We start from the raw sequence: 23,468 nt of genomic DNA, 5'->3' as shown, positions 1-23,468 counted from the left end.
CATGAACGGGAGAAGCGCACTCAAGCGTTGCTTCGTCGGCCTCCTGTTGTTGCTGGTCGGCACCGCGCTCGCGGTCGCCCAGCCGTTCACGCGGCGCTCGTCGCAGATGCAGCATGACGGGCTCAAGAAGACCTATGAGATCGCGAACTTCCGGCTCGGCGGCAAGTACGACCTGGCCAATCCGTCCAAATGGGAGAATGGCGGCGAGGGCGGCGTGACGTTGGAATCGCTCGGGGCAGGCAAGCTGCGTACCGGATACATTGCGATCGGCAACGCGCGGCGCAATGCTGCCGGTGAGATCACCAATGCGGTCGTGATCAATTCCTATTATTCCGGCGATTCCACCGACATGTACGAGCAGTGGGTCAAGGGCGCTGCCCTGTCGGGCGGCGTCCCGATCATCGGCCCCGGACGGCCGATCGACACCGACCGCTACTACGTCATCATGGTCGACCCGTTGGGCACTTGGGGCGCCAGCAAACCGTCCGACGGCCTTGGCATCAAGTTTCCGCAGTACAGCTACTACGACATGGTGCAGGCGAACTACCGCCTGCTGCGCGACGAGTTGAAGGTCGCGCGCGTCGCGCTTGTCACGGGCGTCTCAATGGGCGGCACCCAGACCTATGTGTGGGGCGTCATGCATCCGGAATATATCGGCGCCCTGATGCCGATCGGCGGCACCACGCAGTCGGACGGCGACGACCCCGTCGGCAACTGGACTTTCCAGATGATGACGGCGGCGATCGAGGGCGATCCGGTCTGGCAAGCGACCAAGGGCGACTACTACAAGCTGCCCAAAGAGAAGCATCCGGTGCCGGGCGTGGCGTTCGGTTGGTCGATCCTGGGAATGACAGGCTACGACTTTGCTTATCGGACCACCCAGAATTGGACCGCAGTGCAGCCTGAGATATTCTACTGGGATGCGCCGAACGAGAAGGCGGGACTGAACGTCACCAATCGCGCCAAGATCTACGACGCCGTTGATCTCGTCTGGCGCAACCGGGTCGGTGAGACCCATAACGTCAATCCCTATCTCGGCCGCATCCAGGCGCGCACACTGGTGATGCACATCACCAACGATCTCTGGCTGAACTTCAAGCTGGCCCAAAAAGCCGTGGATCGCGTGCCGGGCGCGGACCTGATCGCGCAGGAGAGCCCGGTCGCCCATTACGGCGTGTTCCCGATCATCAACCAGCGCAAGAACGATCCGAAGTTCGTCGCTTTCATGGACGACGTCGCGGCTCTCGATCGCGCGGGGATGTTCGTCGACAAGAATTATCGCGTACCGGGCGTCGCCGGAAACATCGATCCGAGCAAGTCCTTCTGGAAGGACTTCGTGACCTATCCCTATCCGGTCAAATACGCCAACGCCAAGGACAAGATCGGCAACACCTGGCAGATCGGCTACATGGATGAGTATGCCGGCACCGACAAGGATCCCAAGGTCCTCGTCATCATCCACGGCAAGGGCGCGTTCGGCGGGCACTATGGCAACATCATGCAATATGCGCTGCGGAGTGGCTTGCGTGTGATCGTGCCGGACTTGCCGAACTACGGCATGTCCGGGCCCGGTAATCTCGATAAGAGCCCGGCGCGCACCATGCAGGATATGCGCGAGGTCATCTACGATCTCGTCGTAAACCAGCTTGGCGTCAAGAAAGCCTATTATCTCGGCCACTCGCTCGGTGGTCAGTTCGTCACGGGGTACGCCCTGACCTGGCCGGATGCGGTGCAGGGCCTCGCGCTCGAAGCACCATCCGGGCTCGAGGAGTACCCCCGCGACATTACGATCGCGAAAGACAAGAAGGCACCTCTGTTCCAACCGGGACTCGGTCGCGACTTCGACAAGTGGAAGCAGATCTGGGACCAGACCGGCATCCTGGCGGCGGAGAAGGCCCGCGACGAGCAGAGCGTTCGTGACTTCTTCTATTTCAAGAAGCGCGACCCCGACAGCGGCGTGGTGTCGGCGGCGAAGAGCGGCTACTTCTTCAGCGACAGCGAATATGCGCGCTTCCATACCGAGCAGCGCGTCGGGCTTACCAAGGGCAACCCCAAGGAGCTCGAACAGTGGTGCAACGTCTTCATCTTCGACATCTACACGATCGGGGCTGAGCTCCAGCAGGATGATCCGAAGAACCTTTACGAGCGGGTCACCCAGATCAAGACGCCGATCTTCCTCGCCTTCGGTGACAAGGAGCCGTTCATCCCGACGCCCGCTTTCAACGGGCTGACCGATCTCGGACGCGACGTCATCACGCCGTTCATGACGCGCATGACCAATGCGGGCAACCGGCCGATTCTGAAAATCTATCCGGAGACCGGGCACTTCATCCACACCGACAATCCGGTGGAATATTCCGCCGATGTCGTGGACTTCGTCACGAAGGGAACGGTCGACACCTCATCGCCGCTCGGCACAGATCGCATGATCAAGGGTTCCGTGGTATCCGCCCTGCCAGTGGCGCCGACACCTCCCGGTGCGGCACCAACCGCCGGTCTCAACAAATAGGATCGGTCTATGCCACGGGTGCAGGCGGGTGAAATCGAGCTTGGCTGGCGGGAGTGGGGCCGAGGCGAAGTGACCGTCGTCTTCATCCACGGCAATCTCGCCAGCAAGGACTGGATCGAGCTCGCTGCGCCGTTGTTTCCAACGGGCCTGCGCGTCATCGCGATCGACTGGCGCGGCTGCGGGGACAGCGACCGGCCGAAGCCTACCGCCGATTACTCGAACTACTCCATGCAGCAGCATGCCGAGGACATGCTGGCGGCACTCGACATGCTCGACATCGGCTATTGCCATCTCGCGACGCATTCGACCGGCGGCATCATCGCCGCCCGCATGCTCTTGATGCAGCCGCAGCGTTTCGGGCGCGTGTTCGCACTCGATCCGGTGACGCCGCTCGGCATGGCTTTCAATGCCGACCAGATCGGCCTGTTTCGGGAGATGATGGCGAGCAAGGACCTGACACGAACGATGATGGCGACCGCGGCGTCCTCGCTGTTCGTGCCCGAGAGCATGGAGCTGAACGCCGTGCCTCGATTTCGGGAGGGATTGAAAGATATCCAGGCGTTGTTCGACCGTATCATCGAGCAGACCTTTGGCGTCTCCGAGGGCATCTGGATCGGAACGCCGGTCAACCTCACGAAGGAAAGAGAGAGCAGAGAGCTCGAGCGCCGCATGCCTGAGCTGAGGCATCCGCATCTGGTGCTGTGGGGCGAATGGGACGGCTGGATTCCGCCAGCCGATCTTCACGTCATGGCTGATGCGATGCCGGATTGCCGTCTCGTGATCGTGCCTCGCGTCGGGCACTCGATGAATCTCGAAGTACCGGCGCTCTACGCCGGCTATTTCGGCGCCTGGTTCGGCGGACTTGCCGCGTAATTGCTAGCACCTGAAGGGAGACACGTCATGGCAGAGATCAATCTATCCTCGGATAACGTCCGTGCCGCGCTGAGCGAGGCACTTGGCCGCCTGCGCAAGGCCAACGCCGACTATTTCGAGATGCTGGAGAAGGGGATCAGTTCGTCGCCTCTGCCGATCGCGAACCAGGCGAAGGAGTTTTGCAGTTTCATGCAGCGCAATGTCACAGCGACCCTGGACCTCAGCGACAAGCTGATCCATGCCAAGGATGTCCAGGACGCGCTCAAGCTTCAGGCCGATTTCTTCCAGGAGCAGATGCGGGCCCTGACCGACCAGACCAAGACCATGGGTGAGGCGGCGATGAAGGCGGCCGGCGGCATGTTCAGTCCGAAGAGCTGAGACTGCAACCACGGTACTGACAGACGCGGTGGCGTCAGAAAGGTCTAGTATGGCCGAGACCAACAAGCTTTCTGTCGAAAAGGCACTCCAGAAGTTGCTTCGCGACGAACCTTTGGAAACGGCGAGCGAGCAGCGAGACGAAAAAGCCGAGGCGCTCAGGGAGGAGATCAAGCGCATGCGCGCGCAGAGATCGCGTCTTGAGCGATCACCCGGCAGGGACAAGTGAGATCCGGTATCATCGGATGATGCCCCGTTTTTTTTGTCGGCATGCTGGCCCGTATCGCCAACAGCGGGTCGGCGGCCGTGCTGTTCGAGGTTCTGCGCACGGCGCTCGACCATCTGGCCGATGTCGAAGCGTCCGGCTTCACATGCCCGTAAGCCGAAGAGCGGCGCGGGCGCAGCATGCGTGATATCGCCACATCGGGGCTCGTTGCCGATTTCCTGTTCGGCTTTGGCGCGCTGTTCGCGATCATCAATCCCTACGGACTGGCCTTCATCTTTCTCGACAAGACCACAGGTCTTTCTGAAGACGAGCGCGCGAGCCTTGCGCTGCGGGTTGCCGGATACGCCTTCGTGGTCCTGCTGGTGTCGCTGTTTCTGGGCAGCCAGATCCTCAATTTCTTCGGCGTGACGATCCCGGCGCTTCGGATTGCCGGCGGCCTCGTAGTCGCAGCGACAGGCTGGTCCATGCTCCACGCGCCCTCGGACCCGGCCGGACCTCACGAGGTCTCGTCCCCAGATCATGCGACCATGAAGCGCATGGCTTTCTTTCCTCTCACAATTCCGCTGACGACCGGGCCGGGAACGATCGCGACAGCCATCGCGATCGGGATTAGCCGCACCGGCAGCCTCGATGCGATGTTCCAGTCATCGATCGTTTCGCTTCTGGTGGCGTTCGCCGTGACTGCCGCGATCTATCACGCCTACCGGAAATCGAGCGCAATGGCGCGCCTGTTCGGCGAGGAGGGCACCAGCGTGGTGACGAAATTGTCAGCTTTCCTGCTGGTCTGCATCGGCGTGCAGATCATCCTCACCGGCGTTTCCGAGGTCGCTCGGTCCATATTGGACAGCGCTTCGCGCGCTATTCAATAGGTGCTCTCGAGATTGCAAGAATGCCGGCCACTGCGAAGTACAGTTCTCTGGCGCAAGTCTCTGATTTTGCTGGGGACTTCGAGTAGCGACGAACAGAGCAGAACAATACGATATATTGGCGGAAGGGGTGTCCCGTCAATCCTCTTCAAATTGCTAGTGTTTTCGGCTTACGACGCCAGCGATCTGATCCCAACCACGGTCTTTCCGGTGACATCCTGACCGTAGTTTTCGGCCATTTCGATGAGTGCGCTGCGCTCCAGGGCCTCGGCGCTTTTCATCAGCCAAATGCCGGCAGTGGGCCCCGTGCGCACGCACTCGTCGATCTCGTGCTAATGGGGCCACTAGCGCCTTTGCCACGTCCTATAGAAGAGGTCTGCCGATCGCGCAGACTTTTGAAGCTAAAGTCGATAGTCACCTGCTAGGGCATTTACTCATCAAGCGGCCGGCCAACTGATGTCCGGTCAACTCCCAACAACGCCCCAATCGGAGACGTTCTCCCGCGTCGCAGATGGGCCAGGCGCGGAAATGGTCCGCGTCTACTCAATGACCCGATCGGCCCGCGCTAAGATATTGTCCGGAATAATAACGCCAAGCGCCGCGGCCGTCTTCAGATTTACACCAAGCTCGAAAACTACCGGCTGTTCGACTGGGTAATCGGCCGGGTTGGCCCCTTTGAAAATCCGGTCGACGTACCGCGCGACCTTCACGTAGATCGCCTCGATCTTGGGATGATAACTCGCCAGCGCGCCTAGTGGCATGAATGGGCTCGATTGGTAGACTGCCGGCAGTTTTGACTTGGCTGCCAAGCCGGGAATGGTCGGTCGCGTGACATCCCCGAGCACAAAGAGGGCATCGCAGCCTTCTCGCTTCATTGTCTCGAAAGCGGCCTCAAGATCGTCAGGCGTCGGAGCTGCTACCTGAATCGCCGACACTCCCAGAGTATTTGCGGCAATTCTGGCCAATTGGTACTGTTCAGCATGTGTTGGATTGTTGGACGTCAACACGGCAATGCGCTTAGCCGATGGGACTATTGCGTGGAGGAGTTCGACGGCTTTGCCGACGGAATCGCCCATCATGTTGGCCATGCCGGTAATATTGCCGCCCGGATGGGAGAAGCTCTTGATGAAGCCCGATCCAATAGGATCCGTCGCTGGTGCCATGATGATTGGGATGGTGGCTGTTGCGCGTTGAGCTGCAGCAATGGCCGGAGTCGTGATGGCAACAATGACGTCAGGATTTAGACCAATCAACTCAGTCAAGAATGCGGGCAAACGTTCAAGCTTTCCCTCGGCGCTCCGGTCGTCTATGACAAGGTTCTGACCTTCGATATAGCCAAGACGCTTCATCTCCGCTCGAAAAACATCGAATACCGCATGATCAGCCGAGTTCGCGAGAGAGCCCGGATAGAGATATGCGATACGCCACACCTTCGTCTTTGTCTGGCCCGTTGCCAGACTAGGGAAGGCCAAAACTGTACCGCCCAAAATTTGAATGAAGTTGCGTCGCAGCATATCTGCCCCCCGAAGACGACGGAACGATCACGCTGGCCGATCTTTGTCGCAAGAGGTGGCCTTGTACAGAGGGTGTCTTACCGTGCTGGGACGAGCGCGGTGGTGTCTGTACCTCCAATGTCACCTTTTGGGTCACAAGGGCGGTCGAGGCACGCAACCTCCGCGTCCGGTCCACCGCCGACAGCCGACATCACAATAGCTTCAGCCTTGTTCGGCTAAGGGCCACATCCGGACTCACGCAGCGCAACAAGATACGCACTCAGCCGATCACTTTATCAGTGCGCGCGAGTACCATCGGGAGTCGAACCTTGCAATTCGCTTCGAATTGCGCGGTGCTTCATTCGGCTAACTTTGTGCGTCGGCGCCAAGTTCGAGGCCATGTCCTGCGATTGGTCGAATCTTGGCCTTCAGGCTCCACGCATCACCGGCTCCAACGGTCCGATCTTAGGCGCCAACACTAGTTCAACACTCTCACCAGATCATCAGCCTCGCGCAGATCGCGGGAAGTTTCCGCGGATGCGAATTTCGCCCGGGTCGATATTAGCAGGTCTCGTGCCTCAGAGCGTCCGTCTGCGCTCTCGCCTGCGCTGACCAGCCGCGCGATGCTGATCGCCGTGCGCAATTCCCAGCCGACCGCCCCGAGCTGCCTGGCGGAGACGAGCGAGCGTTTGAACATGCGCATGGCAGCCCGGTCGTCCCGCAACGGTTCGCGAGACAGCAGCGTGCCGTGGATCCGATAGATCTCGGGAGCAGCCCAGCGTTCGCCGGTTTGCTTCATCAGGGTCGCAGCCGAAGCGGCGAAGCTCCGGGCCCTTTCTATCTGCCCGATCCGTCCGAATTCCGTGGCCAGCAGAATTCGATAGAGCGGCATCTGAATGCACTGGTTCTCGGGGGGGAGCTTATCGAGCAAGCCGCATAGTTGTTCGAGCACGTCCGGTGCGGGGCTTCGTGCCGCCAACGCGGCGGTCGCCCACAATGGGCCGATGACCCGGTACATCGGATAGCCATACTCATCAGCGACCTTTAGGCCGCGCTTTACGCTGGTAAGGTTCTCCGCGAGATCGCCCTCATACCAGTGATCGGCAACGCCGAGAATCGAGGCAAAGGCCACCATGAACGGATGCCCGATCTCGTTCGCGTGCTGCCGCGCCGTCATGCAACACTCCCTGGCCCGGCAGGGCCGGCCCAACAGCCATTCGATGTGTCCGGAATAGACCAGCGATACGATCAACGGATCATGCTGGTAGATCTGGACCAGCTTGCCGTGCTCGCGCGGATTGTAGCGTGCGCGGACCAGGGCTGCGAGCTCACTCGCCTGCTGCAAGCGACCGAGAAAGAAGTTGGCGATGACGGCAGCCGTGTAGGCCATGAGAGCGGCCTCGTCGTTGCGCCACTCTTCTGCCCGCCGGACGAAATCCTGCGCGTGTTCGAGCCCCTTGGTAAGCTCGCAGTTGACCAGCTTTGCTATGGTACTTCCCCACAGCACCGTCGCCTTCTCGCGAATGGTGCCATGGCTCGCGCAAAGCTCGAGTGCACGACTGTACGGGCCATAGACGTTCGGATCGGACCATCCGGCGTTGGCCGTGTACGCCATCGCCAGATTGGATTGCAGTCCGATTTCAGCCTCGAAGCGCCGTGGCGACGCCGGCATCTTGGAGATCAGCGAGAGACCTTCGCGAAGATGAGCCACGGCTTCCTTGGTCGCAGATCTGCGTAGTGCGGATTTGCCAGCCTGGAGCCAGGCCTCGATCGCCTCCGGAACGTTGCCCGCGCGCGCATAATGATAGCCCAGCACCGCTGGCTGGCTGCTTTCTTCAATGGAGGCGTCCTGGAGCAGCCACGATGCGACGCGCGCATGGAGTTCACGCCTTTCCTCCATGAGCAACGAGGAGTAGGCGACTTCCTGTATCATCGCGTGCTTGAACGTGAAGACCTCGCCCTGGGGTTCCTTGGTGCGATACACGATCCCCGCTCTCTCGAGAGCCCGCAGCGCTTTTGGCAGCGTTTGGCTCTGGTCCGGAAGCACGTTGAAAATCCCTGAATAGTCGAAACGCCTTCCGAAAACGGAGGCGATCTGGGCGACGCGCTTGGCGGGACCGAGACGGTCGAGGCGTTCCATCAGTGAATCGTGGATACTTGCCGGCACCAGTGTTTCCGGCAACTTCGGCGCAGGGCTCTCTGCGGCCAGCGGGACCGCGCCGGCGTCGACGACGGCTCGCGTGAACTCCTCGACGAAGAGCGGCACGCCGTCGGTCCTCTCCACGATCTGGCTGGTGATCCGGCGCGGTACGAGATCGCTGCCCGCGACGGCTGCGACCATCTGCTCGCATTCATGCGCCGCCAGCTTCTGCAGGGTGATCCGTCGAATGGCCGGGCCCGACAGCCAGTCGGCCTTGTAGTCGTCGCGATGCGTGATCAGGACCATTATCCGTTCGCCAGGACAGCGGGCTCTCACGCGTCCCAGCAGCTCGATGGTGGTCGGATCCATCCACTGGACGTCCTCGACGATTCCGAGGATCGGCTGCTTGCGCGAGGCGGCGACGAGGGCATCGACAAACACCTGGAACGCACGCTCGCGCTCAAACGGAGATCCGAAATCCGCAGGCTCGTATCCCGGACATGCGGGGATCGACAGCGCCGCTCCGTAGTAGCGAAGCGCCTGCCCGAGATCGGTGACGGAGTCCTCCAGGAGCGATCGCAGTTTCGCCAACGCGACTTCTGCGTCATCGGCCTCCTGGATGCCGGTCGCGCGCGTCAGCCGCTCGATTTCCGGGGCAAGCGGCGTGTTGACGTGGAATGGCGAACATTGCAGCGACAGAACATTACGGGGAGACACACCAAGCGAATTGCGAAACTGGCGGATCAGACGTGACTTGCCGATGCCGGGCTCGCCGGAAATGACGCCGACCTGCCCCGAGCCTGCGAGAGTTTGCTGCCACATCTCGGCAAGCAACGCACTTTCGCCGGTTCGATTTATCATCGGGGCAAGAGGTGATCTCCGCGCGCGGTCGAACCTGCTCTCGTGTGACCCAAGCGCCTCTGCACGCCAGGCCTCAACCGGCTCCTCCACGCCCTTGAGAGCTTGCCGGCCAAGCGGCGCATAGCTGAACGTCCTGCGGGTCAGGTCGTAAGTGCTCGAGCCGACCACGATACCGTTCTCGTTCGCCAATCCCTGCAGGCGGGCAGCGACATGCGCCGTACTGCCGAACACCTCCCGTCGATCGGGGGGCTCGCCGGGCACGCTGCCGACGACGACGACCCCGGTGTTGACCCCGATGCGCACGCCCAGGCGAACGAAGCTGCCGTCCGATAGCAGAAACTTGTGTTCCTTGATCGCCGCGGCAATCGCCAGAGAGGCGCGGACCGCGCGCTCAGGATCATTTTCATGGGCTTGCGGGACGCCAAAAAATGCGAGCAACCCGTCACCAATCATTCTGGCGATATGACCGCCGTAGCGGCGAATCTGCTCGTCGCAGATATCGCGGTAAGTTCTGATAATCGCGAAGAACTCCTCGGGATCGATCCGCTCGCTCAGGGGTGTCGAACCGACGATATCGATAAATGTCACGGTGAGCTGGCGGCGTTCGGCATGCGGGGCCTCATTCTCGACATTCGGCGGCCCCTGTGTCCGCTGAAGTCCGCCCAAACGATCGGGCTTCGGCTCGCTGCTCATGACCCACCAAGTTCACTTTCCGCCGTACCTGCGCGAGGCAAGATAGACGGTGAGCCGCATCCAGTTGACGCTGCCGAGCGGACCGTGCCCAGGCAGACAGTTCCAGGGATTGAATACCATGTGCTCGCAGTCGTACAGCGCATTCTGCGTCAAACTCGCGAAATGGCAGTGCTTCCCAGGCGCGCTTTAGGACGGGTCCACGGCCGCGAAGCATCCCCGACGTCATCCGACGTGACGGCGTGCCGTACCCTTTTGGAGAAATCGAACACGACGTCATCGCCGCCTTGTTGACGCGCGCGCAGAGTTGCTGCGGTCCAGACCAGCCGAGCAGTCTCAGCCTCCTGTACCCGAATTCAAAGTAGCTGATGCTTCTTCCGAACCCGGTACGAGCACGACGGCCCCTATACAAGCGGTACCCGACCTGCATCGACGTGCCAGCCAGCTCACGTCGGAGTTCTCCGTGCCGCCCCAAGTTGACGTAGAGAAGCTTCTTGCGGCCGCAAGTGACGTCGCTGCTGCCTCGATGCCCCCGGCTCTGCCGGTGGGCATGCGGCCTAGGGGGGCGGCGATGAGGGGAGGGACTGGGCGGTGACCTGGTTGGGCTTGCTGCTGATCGTCTTAGGCATCGGCTCCGTATTGAGCTCAAGCCGTGGGCTACGCGAAGCCGTTATGTTGCGCTATTGGGAATTGACGGGTCTCGGAGCCGCACCAGGAAGAGCGAACTACGGCATGTCCGCCTTCGCCAGCCGAGCGGTGCTGCGCTAATTGAGCACCATGTCGCGTAGCACAAATGAAGGCGAGGTACGTTGTTTGGTATGAGCGACCGAAAACCGGCCGGTTCACCGTACTGGATATTTCAGAGGATGTGCTGCGATTGGAAAAGGCGGAAACCTCTGTCGAGCTTGTCGCATTCCGCTGCTGAAGCAGAGGCCGAGAGATTGACGCTGTGAATCGTGTCCGCAGCCGACCGAGGGGGCCAGAAAGGGGATGATAGGGGGGCAATTGGACCGCCAGGCACCGATTGGGCACCAGCCGCGCGACCGGCATCGGCAGATGACGAATCGTCTGCGTTTACAACCCTGCAATAACGAAGGCCACAGCGAGTGAAGTCGTTCCAGCTTCTGCCAAGGCTGGAGCCGGAGCGTCTTCCGCGGCTCACGGCCGCTTCGTGAATGCAAATTTCGGCGGCTTCCTGATGTCACGCGCGGAGACATGCACACGTTGCTCGGACTGCACGCTGCCAAAGGCGACCTATTCGTGCTGATGACGATGCTCGGTTAGTCCAGCTACATGCTGATGCAATCACGTACAGCGGCGAGCGCTTCGACGGCCAAAAGCGGCCTCAGTGTCGGTCATTAATGGTGAGGTCCTCAACCGATGCCGCTGTGGCTCGTGCTGTCGTCGCGTTTAAAGGCCAATCCGATCAGCTTGAGTAATCTCATTAGAAACCCTCGGGTGATCGGTCTTATTGGAGTTACGTCGGCGAGCCGATCCGATCGCTGCGATCTCTAGGCGAGCGATCAAGGTCCCGCAACTCTTTCACCAAGGTACTTCTACGCATCGGGTTTGGTCACAATTGTAACGCGCTTCGTCCGCGCTGAAACCATGCTGTGACAGGCAGGTCGCCTCATATTTGCGCACGTCGGCGAAGATGGCGGCTGCTGCGATGGAGTGTTAGCGGCGTACTGACTCGTCCTTTGGCGTCAACACCTATTTCCAGAAAGAGCAGGTGCGCAATGGTTGACCAACACGCAGCTGAGTTTCCGCAAACACAAAAAGCGAGGGCGCGTCATAAAGCGAATATCGGAAATCTTGCCGATACCAGGTGCGGTTCTTCGGCGGGGGTGGATGAATCAGTCGTGGCTCGCGTCCGGAACCTTGTTCCAGAGCTCCGTCGCCGCTCGGAGGAGATTCACGCACTCGGCAGAATTCCGCACGATCTTTTCGACCGCCTCCTTGCGGAGGGGCTGTTTGGGCTGTCGACGCCCCAAAGCTACGGCGGCTTGCAAGCTAATGTGAGGACCAGAAAGGCCACAATCGCAGAGCTGGGACGCGGCGATCTATCCGTTGGCTGGGTTGCGGCTGTGATGAACAACGCCGCGTGGTGTCTCTACGCGTTGTTTCCAAAACACATCACAGACCGGTTGTCCGCCACGCACGGTGGCTTTCGGGGGTGCGTCACTGTGTCTTCCGTCAAGACCCCGAACGTGATGCACTGTTATCAAACCAGCGTTGGCTTCGGGCCAACAATCCGGTCGGGCTCGTCGAGGCTGACGGGTATGATCCGTTCTGGCTCCAGACCCGGCATCAGGATGTGTACGAAGTTGGCCGGCAGAACAGCCTGACCGGCGAGCCGAAGCGCTCCGCCTCGACGTTCGTCGGCGGTCCCAAGACGCTCCCGGTGCGATTCGTACTCCGGTAGTCGCCATCAGGGGTGTAGCCAACGCTCCTCTGGAAAACCTGTTTGAACCGGAGTGGCAATCGTCTCCGGTGAACGAATATTCTTAGGTTGGGGCCAGATCGCAAGTGACTCTCCTGTCAAGGCTATTCGTGCTGGTGGCTGTCGCGCTTTTGCCGGCGATCGCGCTCCAGGCGTACAACGAATTCGATCGGCGCCGCGCGCGCCAACTCGAAGTGCAGGACCATGCGCTCAGCCTGGCCAAGCTCGCGGCGGCAGACCAGCGACAGATCGTCCAGGGAATTCGTCAGGTCTTGATCGCGCTGTCGGAACTCCCACAGATCAAGTCGAGGGATAGCCTAGGATGCACGACTTACCTCGCTACGGTGAAGGAGCGGTTTCCCGCTTTCATTACCTTCTTCGCGACCGACTTGAACGGCGTGAGTTTTTGCCACACCGGCGATCAAAAGCAGATTGACGTTTCCAAGCGCGCCTACTTCGCGAGAGCGCTCGCGACCGGTGCATTCGCGGTAGGAGAATTCTCCATAGGTCTGGCGTCAGGCCGCAAGGTCATACTGTTTGCACTGCCGTTCTACGACGACAATGGGAGTATGGGCGGCGTTGTCGCTGCGAGTCTGGGCCTGGAGTGGCTCGCCGACGACATCGCTCAAAAGGGAGCTTCGAAAGGAGTCGCGCTCGCCGTCACGGACCGCAACGGAACCTATCTTGCCCGCTATCCCGACAACGACCGGTTTGTCGGTACAAAGATGCCCGGTGACAAACATTTGACGGTGGACGACCGCGGCGCGGTCGATATCGTCGATGTCGATGGCGTCGAGCGGATCGAAGGCTACTCCGCCCTTCAGGACGACTCCGGCGGGCTTGTCGTCAGCTTCGGCCTCGACAAGGCGCAGGCTTTCGCCGAGATCCGACGTGAAACGCTGCGCGACACATTCCTGATCCTCTTGAGCACCGCGCTGGTGTTGGCACTGGTGTCGTTGGGCGCCCGGCAGTTTATCCATCGCCCGCTTGGGCAGCTGGTCGATGCCGCATACCAATGGCGGCTCGGTGAATTTTCCCGCCGCGTAGACATCAGCGGAAATGCAGAAATCGCGCGGGTGGCTGACGCGTTCAACACCATGGCGGACGCGTTGGAGCACCGTGAGCAGGAATTGTCTAAGGCAAAGGAGATAGCCGAGGAGGCGGCCGCCCGGATCACTACGATCTTTGAAAGCACAAACGACAGCATAGTCATCATCGATCGGGACTGGCGCGTCAGCTATATCAACGGGCCGGCCTGGGCACAGGTCGCCGAGGGCCGCGATATCATCGGCATGACTCTGTTCGAGGCGTTTCGAGGCGACCGTGACAGGGAAATCTTGCACCAAATTCGGGAGAAAGTATCAGAGGATCATCCGGCGTTCGCCGAAGTGTACTGTCCGCGCCGGAATATCTGGTACGCAATCAATGCGTTTCCTTCCAGCCAGGGCATCGCAATTTTTTTCCGCGATATCACCGAACACAAGCATGCCCTGGAGGCGCGCCGCCTGGCCGAGGAGCAGTTGCACCAGAGCCACAAGATGGAGTCCGTAGGCCAGCTCACTGGCGGAGTTGCGCACGACTTCAACAACCTGCTCACGGTGGTCTCCGGGAATCTCGAACTCGTCGAGGCGGCCACGGATGTTGGCAAGGTTCGCAAGTTCGCCGCGGCCGCACGGCGTGCCATTAACCGGGGGACAGAACTGACAGCGCAGCTTCTGGCGTTTTCACGGCGGCAAACATTGAACCCAAAGGTGGTCAACGCTAACCAGCTCATTTCCGCGTTTCAGGGGCTCGTTCGGCAGGCCGTCGGGGCGGCATGCGAGGTCTGGCTGCGGACCGATGATCAATTATGGCTGTGCCAGGTTGATCCGTCGCTGCTGGAAACCGCTCTCCTCAACCTGGTGCTGAACGCACGTGATGCCATGCCGGATGGCGGTGTGCTCCAGATCGAAACGCGGAACATCGTGGCGGAGGAGGGCGCCATTGCGGGGTGTTTGGCGGGGGCCTACGTCAGGCTGTCCGTCACAGACACCGGGTGCGGGATGTCTCCTGAAGTGCTGGATCGGGTGTTTGAGCCCTTCTTCACGACCAAGGAGGTCGGCAAGGGGACCGGGCTTGGCCTCAGCATGGTCTATGGCTTTGTCCGACAGTCCGGAGGACACATTACCATTGAAAGTGCACCTGGAGCGGGAACCACGATTGCTCTGTATCTGCCTAAGGCCACGCAGAAACTTGAACCGGAGGAAGAGACCCGACAGGCTCAGCCTATAGCAACCGGCTCCGAGCGAATCCTGTTGGTCGATGACAACGACGATATTCTGGAAGTCACGTCGGAAATGCTGACCGTACATGGCTATCAGGTTTCTTGTGCCCGGAGCGGCGCGGAGGCGCTTCGGATCCTTCAGAGCGACCAGGAATTTGAACTTTTGTTCAGCGATATCGTGATGCAAAAAGGTATGAGCGGAGTTGAGCTTGCTCGCGAAGCGAGGCGACTGCGGAAAGGCATCAAGATACTGCTCACGTCGGGTTACGCGAGAGATGTGTTGCAACGACATGATGCGGTGGATGAGTTTTCGATCATACGCAAACCTTTTCGCTCTGTAGACCTGGCGCGGAGCCTCCAGGAAGTCCTGCGCCGTGCAGGGTCCTCGTCAGCCGACCGATAAAGCTGGGGCAGCTGTACCTGCTGCATTTTCGTTCGACCTTGATAGCAAATTGCCGGAGTTTTATCGTATCAATTTCAGCCCGTCATCAGGCAATAGGGCGGGAAAGCCCGAGCCTCGGTATCATGAGGTCGCCACAGGAAGCGTGAAAACGTAGCCGACGCCGCGTTCGGCGCGGATGATCGAGGGGCTACGCCCGCTGTCCTCGAGTTTGCGGCGCAAGCGCATGACTTGCATGTCGATGCTGCGGTCGAATACGTCTTCGTGGACACGCGTCGCTTGCAGCAGGTGTTCGCGGGACAGCGGCCGCTGTGGTGCATCGAGGAATGCTGTCAACAGCGCATATTGCCCCTTGGTAAGGGCGACCGGTTCGCCTCGCGGATTGGTGAGGCGGCGCGTCCGCCGCTCGAGGCGCCATCCCCCGAAGCGAAGGCTGCCTCTCTCGCTCTCGCGCTGCCGTTTGGTCGGTTCCGCGTCTCGGCGTCGCAAGATGGTGCGGATGCGGGCCAACAATTCCCTCAAGCTAAATGGCTTGGTGATGTAGTCGTCAGCTCCGAGCTCCAACCCGACGATACGGTCGATCTCGTCGGGCCGGTGCCCGGTCGTGATGATGACGGGTATATCGGATCGCGCGCGGAGTTCACGAAGCAGATCGAGGCCATCTTCTCGCCCGAGCCGCAAGTCGAGCACGATCAGGTCGGGTTGGTTGCGCGCGAGCAGCGGTGCCACGTCGCACAGCCGGGATGCGCAGATCACGCGGACGTCATTTTCCTCCAGATAATTCGCTACCAGGAGGCGGAGGGCGTCATCGTCCTCGACGAGGAGGCATGTGAACGTCGGGTGCTCTTTGCTGGGTGTGTCCGTTGGTCCAAGCGGTCCACCTGCCGCGCCGGCGAAAAGAGCGGTTGTTCTATCGATACATTCGTCCATTTTATTTCTCCGACGCTCCCGGATCGTTTTAGGATGCGCCATATCGAATACGCGTCTTGCGACGATAGTCCGCGGATCAAGTAATTGGCCGCGCCAGGACAAGAGTTGGTCGCAGCGCTGATGCGAAAAGGCCGGTCGTGAAATCAATTCGTATCGATTTGCCAAATGGGCCCTTTATGGGGGCCGACTACGACCTCTCCGTTGGCAGAACGTGCACACGATTACATCGGTGCGCTGGTTGATTTCCGACTGCATGAACGCTTCGCCGGAAATGGAGGCGTGGCCTGGAAGTGACCTCCTTTCGATGGGGCGCGGCAGCACCGCGCCCCAACGACTCTCACTCAGGGAGGATCGGCGTCGGTGCTGGCCGAAACGCAAGGTGTCGTTCAATTTCGGCGCGGCGCGGTTCAAGCGATTCGGGCAAACAGAGAGATTGACCGAGATCTTCCCTATCCTCGTCTACAGTAAAGTCGCTGGGCGTCGAGACGGCACAGATATGGCCGTCGGGATCACGAAAATGGAAGAGCTTCGAATAGATTGCGTCCTGAATGCCGGAAACCTCGACGCCGGCGCGCTTCAGGCGTACGCGTTGATCGGCAAGCGCCGGCTCGTTTTCGACCTCCAACGTGAAATGATGGGAAAGACCGGTTCCGAGCCGTCCCGGAGCATAGTTGGGCAGGCCGAAGAATGTGATCACCGAGCCGGGAGAAAGGTCTTGATCGCAGGCATAGTAGTAATGCGTTCCACCCTTCTCGTCGAGGTAGTCGGTCCTCTTGATCAGATGCAGTCCAACTGTTTCGACGAAAAATTTCTCCGTGCGCTCTGCGTTGCTGGAAATTGACGTGATATGGTGGAAGCCGCGCAACGCGTAATCATCGCCGATAACAGGCATCGGAGCCGGCCAGGTCTCTGACGCGATGGACAATTCGCTCCGGCCGCCGACCAGATTTTCCGCAGGCTGATGCTTGAATTCCGATCCCAGAACAACTTCGTCATGACCGAAGCCGGGTTCCGACGTTGCGATTTCGATGATCGCGCCGTCCGGGTCGGGGAAATAGATCGCATGGAAGTAGTGTCGGTTATATGGGCCAGTGACATGAATGCCAAAGTCCGTAAGCCGCCGCTTCCACTTCAAAAGTCCGTTTCGATTAGGGACGTGAAGGGCAAGATGATGGTTGGTGCCGGCGCCCCAGCGCCCCTTAGGATCACCTGCGCGCGGGTTTGAAACAGCATCTGCCACGAGGGAGGGATCGGTAAATCCCTCCTTCGGCATCATGTAGAAGATCGGATTCCATTCGAGGTAGGTTATGGTTTGCGATCGTGGCTCCTCCGCGAGGCTGTTGAAGCCGAAGGTGATCACTGGCAATCGTCCATCGAGATGGCTGACAGTGCGCTTGACAACGCGAAGACCGAGCATGAGCGTATAAAAATGCTCGACTTTTTGGAGATCCGAGCAGACGAAAGTCTGGCTGTTGACGCCGTTGATGATCATCTGATTCATGATTTTAGCTTCTCCTGTTGTTCTGCGCTAAGCCGGCTCTCCCAGCGAGGCGGACTTCCGATGTGGGCGATGATGGCAGCGGACAGCGCTCTTACTTTCCTTGCCAGAAAACGGTTCTGCGGATAAACGATGCAAAGGTCGTCTGGCACCAACTGCCAATCGAGGTCGACGATCTGGACCTCGCGCGCCTCGATCGCCCTGTGAACGATGAAGAGGGGCAGTGCTGCAATCGCCACGCCGTCTTTCACAGCCGCCAGCTGGATATCGCCGCTATTGACCCTCATGCGGCTCTTTGGCGTCACGCTCTTGATCTCGTCGCCTCGGCGGAAAATCCATTCCGACTAGGGGGTGAGATTGGCATAGCTGACGGCGTAGTGGTTCTCGAGACTCTCGATCGAGTGGGGTTTTCCGTTCTCGGCAATGTAGCGCGGCGAGCAGACCACTACCCGATTGCTCAGCCCGAACCGGCGCGCAATCAGCGCGGAATTCTTCAGCCTTCCAATTCGGACCGCCATGTCGAAGGAGTCGCCGACCAGATCATGCATGCGGTCGTCGAATTCGATCTGGAGATCGATCAAGGGATGGGTCTGCAAGAAAGTCGAAAACACGTCAGTCAGATGTAGTACAGCAAAACTCATCGGGGCGGCGATGCGGATCGTGCCGGAGAACTCGTCCTGCCGATCGCTCACTTCTTCGGCTGCGAGTTGGAAATCCTCGGCGATTTTCTGGCAACGCTCAAAAAAATATTTGCCGCTATCGGTGAGGGCCTGCTGCCGCGTCGACCGGCTCAGCAGCCGGACATTCAGGGCTGCCTCCAGTGCGCTGAGGCGTTGACTGACGACAGACTTGGAGACGCCAAGACGCCGACTGGCTTCTCGCATGCTTCCCGCTTCGACGATTGCGATAAACGTCGTGATGACATCGATACGAAGGTTGGCGGGTTTCATGCCGTTCCGTGTGAGTTCGTGAGCAACTACACCTCCCTTTGATTCATCCAAACACAAGCCCCTTTGGGTCGACCTGTCACTTTCGCCCGATGTTTTCGCCGAGTGCTCACTTCGAGAAGTAGATATTGATGCGGAAGGCAGTGTGCTCCTTGACGATGTCCATCACGCCTTCGGTGATGACCTGCCGCTTTCCGTCCGGTTGCCTCCACGGCGGAGACGAAGCCGGAGTCGAGCCAGGCATTGATCGACGCGCGATCCTGGATCGGATCATTGGGAAAGACATCCTTGGCGACCTCGGGCACGAAGGGGCCGGCGGAGGCGTTCGCGGTTGCGGTCGTCAGCAAGGTCGGAAACTTGAAGAGCTTGGCAGCCTTGGCGATGATCTGCGGATTGCATCTGAGTTTCAGGCGGTCATGGCTCTCAACGCCCATGAACATCTGCGGCTGGAAATCAATAACGAGCGCTGCGTCCTCGGGTGAGACATGCTGGAGTAAACTAGTCGGCATCGTCTTTCCTTTGAGTCGTGAACACTTCGTTGCGGAAGAGTCATAAGCCTAAGGAAGGGCGGACAGTCCAAGTAGTGCCCTGCAGACATACTCTGTATCCGACAAAACCGGACAATTGTCGCTGTATCGCCGGTGCAGCCGGCCTTCCCCGCGGCGAGATCGGGGACCGACCGAGCGCGCGGATTGTGAGCATATCGCAAGACACTACAAGGCGAGCGCTGACGCTACAATCCGTAACATCTGTAACGAATTAGACCGCACTTGAAATGGCTTTGGTACGGCTTGGCGGCCAAGCTTCACGCCTGTTGTTGGGGAAGTCGTCACGAACAACCGTCAGGAAGCCGGTATGCTAGAAAAGACTCAGGATATTGATGGTGCCCTCCGTAGGCTCAGTGGCCAGCTCGAAGGTCGGATCTCAACACAAGGCGATGAAGGCTATAAGGCCGCCTGCGCCATCTGGGCGAAGCCGGTCGGGCGGCAGCCTCGTGCCATCGTCCATTGTCGGGCGCCGCAGGACATCCAGTTTGCCGTTGCGGCCGCGCGTTCCGCAGACCTGCCGCTATCCGTGCTAGGCGGCGGCCATGATTGGGCCGGTCGCGCGTTGTGCGATGGGCTCGTGCTTGACCTTGGTGGTATGCGGGATGTGGTCGTTGAAGCCGACATTGCCTCGGTCTCCGGCGGGAGCCGTGCCTCCGATCTGCTCGCGGCGACCGATCCACTCGGGCTCGCCGCGGTGACAGGCTCGTGCAGTACGGTCGGCATGGCCGGGCTTACACTGGGTGGCGGCTACGGTCCGCTGAACGGACGTTTTGGGCTTGCGCTCGACAATCTGATAGCGGCCGACGTCGTCCTGTCGGACGGCCAGCTAGTGATCGCGGAGCGCGGGCGCAACGAAGACCTATTCTGGGCCTTGCGCGGCGGCGGCGGCAATTTTGGCGTGGTGACGGCTATGCGGATTCAGCTGCACCAACTGCCCTTCGTCGTTTCCGGCGCGCTAGTCTATCCGTTCTCGCAAGCCCGGGACGTACTTCGACGCTACGCCGACGTGGCTCGGTTCGCGCCGGACGAACTGACCGTGCAGGTCGTCGCGGGGGCGGGGCCTGATGGCACGCCGGTCATCATGATTGTGCCGACCTGGAGTGGTTCGCGCGACGAGGCCGACACCTATCTAGCGCCATTCCTTGAGCTTGGGACGGCGCTCTCCAATACTGTGGGAACGGTTCGCTACGGCGCTTCCGTGTCGCTGTTTGATCCGGCCATCGTGAATGGGCGGCGTGTGTTTATGGAAACGTGCCTGCTTCCCGTACTCGACGAGGCCGGCATCGACATGCTTTCGAAAGTAATGGCGAATGCGCCATCGGCCGGCTGTTCCATGATCACCCATGAGTTCAAGGGAGCAGCCTCGCAGGTCCCATTGGAAACGACTGCGTTTGGTCTGCGTCGGGACCATGTGTCCATCGAGATCCTTGCGTCATTTGACGACGGATCGCGGACGGAAGAACGGCGGCATCGACAATGGGTACGTGAGGCTCGCGAGGCGTTTACGAATATCGCGCTCCCTGGCGGATACCCAAACATGCTGGGCGAGGGTGAGGTCGCGCGCGCTGCAGCGAGCTTTGGCCAGAACGCCGATCGACTGCTCAGGGCCAAGCGTCTTTATGACCCGGACAATGTGTTCCGGTCCGCTATCCCGCTGCCGATCGTTGCCGAAGCTCGGGCGCGCGAAGCATGACCACGCTCGCGGCCGCGTTGCTCGAGGGCCTGAAGGAGCACGGCGCGCGCGAGATTTTCGGCATCCCGGGCGATTTCGTCCTTCCGTTCTACAAGGCGATCGAGGAATCGCGCATCCTGCCGCACTACACGCTGAGCCACGAGCCGGGGGTCGGCTTCGCGGCCGACGCGGCCGCACGCTATCACCAGGGCCTGGGCGTCGCCGTGGTCACTTATGGGGCCGGCGCGTTCAACCTGGTCAATGCAGTCGCCGGCGCCTACGCGGAGCGCTCGCCCGTGGTGGTGATCGCCGGCGCGCCGGGCGCGCGCGAGCGCGCGGGCGGCTTCCTGCTGCATCACCAGGCGCGCAGCATCGACACCCAGCTCGCGGTGTTTCGCGAGATCACCTGCGACCAGGCGGTGCTCGACGATCCCGGACGCGCGCCCGAGGCGATCGCGCGCGTGCTGCGCAACGCGCGCGAGCAGTCGCTGCCGGTTTACATCGAGGCGCCGCGCGACCTCGTCGGCGCGAGGACCGCGGCGGTGCCGACGCTGGCGTGCCGGCCGGCCGATCCCGGCGCGCTCGCCGAATGCGCCGAGGAGATCTTGGCAAGGCTCGCACAAGCGCGCGCGCCGGTCATGATCGTCGATGTCGAGATCCGCCGCTACAGGATCGAGGCCAAGACCGCAAAGCTCGCGCGGGCGCTCGAGCTGCCGGTGGTCACCACCTTCATGGGGCGCGGCCTGATGGAGGAGGCCGCCGACGTCATGGCCGGGACTTATCTCGGCGCCGCCGGCCATCCCGAGATCACCCGGCTGGTCGAGGACGCCGACGCCATGCTGCTGCTCGGTGTGATCGTCAGCGACACCAATTTCGCGCTATCGCAGCGCCAGCTCGATGCGCAGCGCACGATGCTGGCGGTCGGCCGCGAGGTGCGGGTCGGGCACCACGTCTACCGTAACGTGCCGATCGAGTACCTGGTGGACGAGCTGGTGCGGCGCACGCCCCGCCGAAACAAGCCCGCGGGTCGCAAGCGGCTGGTGCTGCCCTATCCGCGCGGGCTCGCGGCGGACGACCGCCCGATTGCGCCGTCCGACGTGGCGGCGGCGATCAACGACCTGTTCGACCGGCACGGCAAGATGCCAATGGCGGCCGACATGGGCGATTGCCTGTTCGTCGCCATGGAGATCGACAACACCGCGCTGGCGGCGCCCGGCTACTACGCCGGCATGGGGTTCGGCGTGCCGGACGGCATCGGCGTCGCGGTGGCGACACAACGCCGCCCGCTCGTGTTGGTCGGCGACGGCGCATTCCAGATGACCGGATGGGAGCTCGGCAACTGCCGCCGCCACGGTCTCGATCCGATTGTGGTGCTGCTCAACAACCGCAGCTGGGAGATGCTGCGCGCGTTTCAGCCCGAGTCCGCGTTCAACGATCTCGACGACTGGCATTTCGCCGAGATCGCGCCGGCGCTCGGCGGCACCGGCGAGCGGGTGACGACGCGGCGCGAGTTCGCGGCCGCGCTGGAGCGGGCGGTACAGAACCGCGGCCGCTTCGCGCTGATCGAGGTGATGCTGCCCCGTGGAAGGACGTCGGACACGCTGGCGCGGTTCGTCGCCGGCTTCAAGGCGGTGCGGGCGCCGGGGCCGGCGGACGCACACGGTGAATCCTGACCTGCCTGCCATTGTTGGAGGGCGTATAGGGTAGGCAAAAGCGGCCCATGCCTCGCGCGCGGCACGGTGCGGGCAAGATCGCCGGCGGCATACCGGGGCTAATTCTCGTTTCAGCCGCAGCAAGCAGCATTTCCCGTCCCAACCCAGACATAACGCAGCAATCGGGATTGCTGCTACGGCAAGTTTGAGAGATCAAATATGTTGGCAGACGTCAGCCATATCATTGTCGTCGATGATGATGCCGCTTTGCGGCAGATGGTGATCGGATATCTGGAAGAGCACAGTGTGCCGTGCAGGGCCGCATCCAGCTGGGCCGAACTGCATCTTCATCTTCAACGAACGCAGCCTAGTCTGATCATTCTCGACCTTCGTCTAGGTCAGGACGATGGATTGAATATGCTGCAAGAAATTCGCGCACATTCCGATGTGCCTGTCATCATCACGACCGGGCACCGGCTCGACGAAACCGACCGCATCGTCGGGCTCGAGCTCGGCGCCGACGACTACATCATCAAGCCATTCAGCTTGAGAGAGCTCCTGGCGCGCGTCCGCGCCGTGTTGCGCCGTCAGGAAGCGGCGCGGGCAGCGCGTGGCCGTGATCCGGAACGCGGCGGCTATCGCTTCAACGGCTGGAAACTCGAACGTCGCGGCCGCAGACTGATAGACGCCAACAACACGCAAGTCCCCCTGAGCAAGGGCGAATACACCCTGTTGCTGGCTTTTCTTGATGCGCCGCAGCGCCCCCTGACGCGCGAGCACCTGCTTCAGGCGACCCGCGTCCACGAAGACATCTTTGACCGGAGCATCGATGTTCAAGTGCTGCGGCTGCGGCGCAAGCTGGAGACCGACCCACGCGCGACGCGCATCATTCAGACCGAGCGCGGCGTTGGTTACGTCTTCACTATCCCGGTCGAGCCGTTCTAGGTTGCGACGATTGCAATTGGATGTTGCGCGCGAACGCGATCCGGCCCCGCGAGCGTATCCTGTGCCCATGGCGGGGAGAGGCAGCAGGGATGGTGAACGTGGAGGCGGCAGCCTGCAGTCGTGACCGTTTTCGCTGT

15 protein-coding genes and 1 pseudogene are annotated in these 23,468 nt (G+C 60.9%); 11 read left to right on the top strand and 5 right to left on the bottom strand.

Annotation, left to right across the window (positions count from 1 at the left end):
- The first annotated feature begins 1 nt into the window (after nucleotide 1).
- The 5 genes from AB7008_RS26450 to AB7008_RS26430 all read left to right on the top strand — a co-directional run bounded on the left by AB7008_RS26450 (nucleotide 2) and on the right by AB7008_RS26430 (nucleotide 4,852).
- Nucleotides 2–2,509 (top strand): alpha/beta hydrolase, encoded by a 2,508-nt coding sequence (locus tag AB7008_RS26450; protein ID WP_304489832.1) that lies wholly within the window; start codon nucleotides 2–4, stop codon nucleotides 2,507–2,509.
- A gap of 9 nt (nucleotides 2,510–2,518) precedes the next feature.
- Nucleotides 2,519–3,382: an alpha/beta fold hydrolase gene (locus AB7008_RS26445; protein WP_304489831.1), complete on the top strand. Its 864-nt coding sequence runs from the start codon at nucleotides 2,519–2,521 to the stop codon at nucleotides 3,380–3,382.
- Between the two features lie 27 nt (nucleotides 3,383–3,409).
- Entirely contained in the window at nucleotides 3,410–3,760 is a 351-nt protein-coding gene (locus AB7008_RS26440; protein ID WP_304489830.1) for a phasin, read from the top strand.
- Nucleotides 3,761–3,809: 49 nt separating this feature from the next.
- Nucleotides 3,810–3,986, top strand: a complete 177-nt coding sequence (locus tag AB7008_RS26435; protein ID WP_304489829.1) for a hypothetical protein — start codon at nucleotides 3,810–3,812, stop codon at nucleotides 3,984–3,986.
- A gap of 176 nt (nucleotides 3,987–4,162) precedes the next feature.
- Entirely contained in the window at nucleotides 4,163–4,852 is a 690-nt protein-coding gene (locus AB7008_RS26430; RefSeq protein ID WP_304489828.1) for a MarC family protein, read from the top strand.
- Nucleotides 4,853–5,388: 536 nt separating this feature from the next.
- Here AB7008_RS26430 and AB7008_RS26425 read toward each other — a convergent pair.
- The gene (locus AB7008_RS26425; protein ID WP_304489827.1) at nucleotides 5,389–6,363 is read right to left on the bottom strand and encodes an ABC transporter substrate-binding protein; all 975 of its coding nucleotides are present in this window, start codon (nucleotides 6,361–6,363) and stop codon (nucleotides 5,389–5,391) included.
- Nucleotides 6,364–6,820: 457 nt separating this feature from the next.
- A complete protein-coding gene (locus tag AB7008_RS26420) occupies nucleotides 6,821–10,036 on the bottom strand; it encodes an ATP-binding protein (protein ID WP_441259786.1) in 3,216 nt (1,071 codons plus the stop codon).
- Between the two features lie 1,736 nt (nucleotides 10,037–11,772).
- On the opposite strand from AB7008_RS26420, the gene AB7008_RS26415 reads away from it, so the two are divergent.
- The gene (locus AB7008_RS26415; RefSeq protein WP_369525486.1) at nucleotides 11,773–12,381 is read left to right on the top strand and encodes an acyl-CoA dehydrogenase family protein; all 609 of its coding nucleotides are present in this window, start codon (nucleotides 11,773–11,775) and stop codon (nucleotides 12,379–12,381) included.
- A 205-nt stretch (nucleotides 12,382–12,586) separates the two neighbouring features.
- The gene (locus AB7008_RS26410; protein ID WP_304494828.1) at nucleotides 12,587–15,142 is read left to right on the top strand and encodes an ATP-binding protein; all 2,556 of its coding nucleotides are present in this window, start codon (nucleotides 12,587–12,589) and stop codon (nucleotides 15,140–15,142) included.
- Between the two features lie 120 nt (nucleotides 15,143–15,262).
- Here the strand turns inward: AB7008_RS26410 and AB7008_RS26405 are convergent, their stop codons facing one another.
- The 3 genes and pseudogenes from AB7008_RS26405 to AB7008_RS26395 form a co-directional block, all read right to left on the bottom strand.
- Nucleotides 15,263–16,069: a response regulator gene (locus AB7008_RS26405; protein WP_264621140.1), complete on the bottom strand. Its 807-nt coding sequence runs from the start codon at nucleotides 16,067–16,069 to the stop codon at nucleotides 15,263–15,265.
- Between the two features lie 337 nt (nucleotides 16,070–16,406).
- Complete coding sequence (locus AB7008_RS26400) at nucleotides 16,407–17,570, bottom strand: VOC family protein (RefSeq protein WP_441259785.1); 1,164 nt, start codon at nucleotides 17,568–17,570, stop codon at nucleotides 16,407–16,409.
- A pseudogene (locus AB7008_RS26395) lies at nucleotides 17,567–18,517 on the bottom strand (LysR substrate-binding domain-containing protein). The gene AB7008_RS26400 and the pseudogene AB7008_RS26395 overlap by 4 nt, the downstream one beginning before the upstream one ends.
- 149 nt (nucleotides 18,518–18,666) lie before the next feature.
- Here AB7008_RS26395 and AB7008_RS26390 point away from each other — a divergent pair.
- The 4 genes from AB7008_RS26390 to AB7008_RS26375 all read left to right on the top strand — a co-directional run bounded on the left by AB7008_RS26390 (nucleotide 18,667) and on the right by AB7008_RS26375 (nucleotide 23,331).
- Nucleotides 18,667–18,996, top strand: coding sequence for a hypothetical protein (locus tag AB7008_RS26390; RefSeq protein ID WP_304489820.1), 330 nt, complete (start codon nucleotides 18,667–18,669; stop codon nucleotides 18,994–18,996).
- A gap of 373 nt (nucleotides 18,997–19,369) precedes the next feature.
- A complete protein-coding gene (locus tag AB7008_RS26385) occupies nucleotides 19,370–20,755 on the top strand; it encodes an FAD-binding oxidoreductase (RefSeq protein ID WP_304489819.1) in 1,386 nt (461 codons plus the stop codon).
- Complete coding sequence (ipdC, locus tag AB7008_RS26380; protein WP_441259784.1) at nucleotides 20,752–22,407, top strand: indolepyruvate/phenylpyruvate decarboxylase; 1,656 nt, start codon at nucleotides 20,752–20,754, stop codon at nucleotides 22,405–22,407. Before AB7008_RS26385 ends, ipdC begins: the two co-directional genes overlap by 4 nt.
- Before the next feature lie 198 nt (nucleotides 22,408–22,605).
- Entirely contained in the window at nucleotides 22,606–23,331 is a 726-nt protein-coding gene (locus tag AB7008_RS26375) for a response regulator (protein WP_441259783.1), read from the top strand.
- Nucleotides 23,332–23,468: the final 137 nt, after the last annotated feature.

The sequence above is a fragment of the Bradyrhizobium sp. 521_C7_N1_3 genome (assembly GCF_052075975.1).
Taxonomy (GTDB): Bacteria; Pseudomonadota; Alphaproteobacteria; order Rhizobiales; family Xanthobacteraceae; genus Bradyrhizobium; species Bradyrhizobium japonicum.
This window is presented reverse-complemented; position numbering and strand designations above follow the sequence as displayed.

Coding starts and splice junctions, on each gene's coding strand:
- AB7008_RS26450 (WP_304489832.1), top strand. CDS start 2: ATGAACGGGAGAAGCGCACTCAAGCGTTGCTTCGTCGGCCTCCTGTTG.
- AB7008_RS26445 (WP_304489831.1), top strand. CDS start 2,519: ATGCCACGGGTGCAGGCGGGTGAAATCGAGCTTGGCTGGCGGGAGTGG.
- AB7008_RS26440 (WP_304489830.1), top strand. CDS start 3,410: ATGGCAGAGATCAATCTATCCTCGGATAACGTCCGTGCCGCGCTGAGC.
- AB7008_RS26435 (WP_304489829.1), top strand. CDS start 3,810: ATGGCCGAGACCAACAAGCTTTCTGTCGAAAAGGCACTCCAGAAGTTG.
- AB7008_RS26430 (WP_304489828.1), top strand. CDS start 4,163: ATGCGTGATATCGCCACATCGGGGCTCGTTGCCGATTTCCTGTTCGGC.
- AB7008_RS26425 (WP_304489827.1), bottom strand. CDS start 6,363: ATGCTGCGACGCAACTTCATTCAAATTTTGGGCGGTACAGTTTTGGCC.
- AB7008_RS26420 (WP_441259786.1), bottom strand. CDS start 10,036: ATGAGCAGCGAGCCGAAGCCCGATCGTTTGGGCGGACTTCAGCGGACA.
- AB7008_RS26415 (WP_369525486.1), top strand. CDS start 11,773: ATGGTTGACCAACACGCAGCTGAGTTTCCGCAAACACAAAAAGCGAGG.
- AB7008_RS26405 (WP_264621140.1), bottom strand. CDS start 16,069: ATGGACGAATGTATCGATAGAACAACCGCTCTTTTCGCCGGCGCGGCA.
- AB7008_RS26400 (WP_441259785.1), bottom strand. CDS start 17,570: ATGAATCAGATGATCATCAACGGCGTCAACAGCCAGACTTTCGTCTGC.
- AB7008_RS26385 (WP_304489819.1), top strand. CDS start 19,370: ATGCTAGAAAAGACTCAGGATATTGATGGTGCCCTCCGTAGGCTCAGT.
- ipdC (WP_441259784.1), top strand. CDS start 20,752: ATGACCACGCTCGCGGCCGCGTTGCTCGAGGGCCTGAAGGAGCACGGC.
- AB7008_RS26375 (WP_441259783.1), top strand. CDS start 22,606: ATGTTGGCAGACGTCAGCCATATCATTGTCGTCGATGATGATGCCGCT.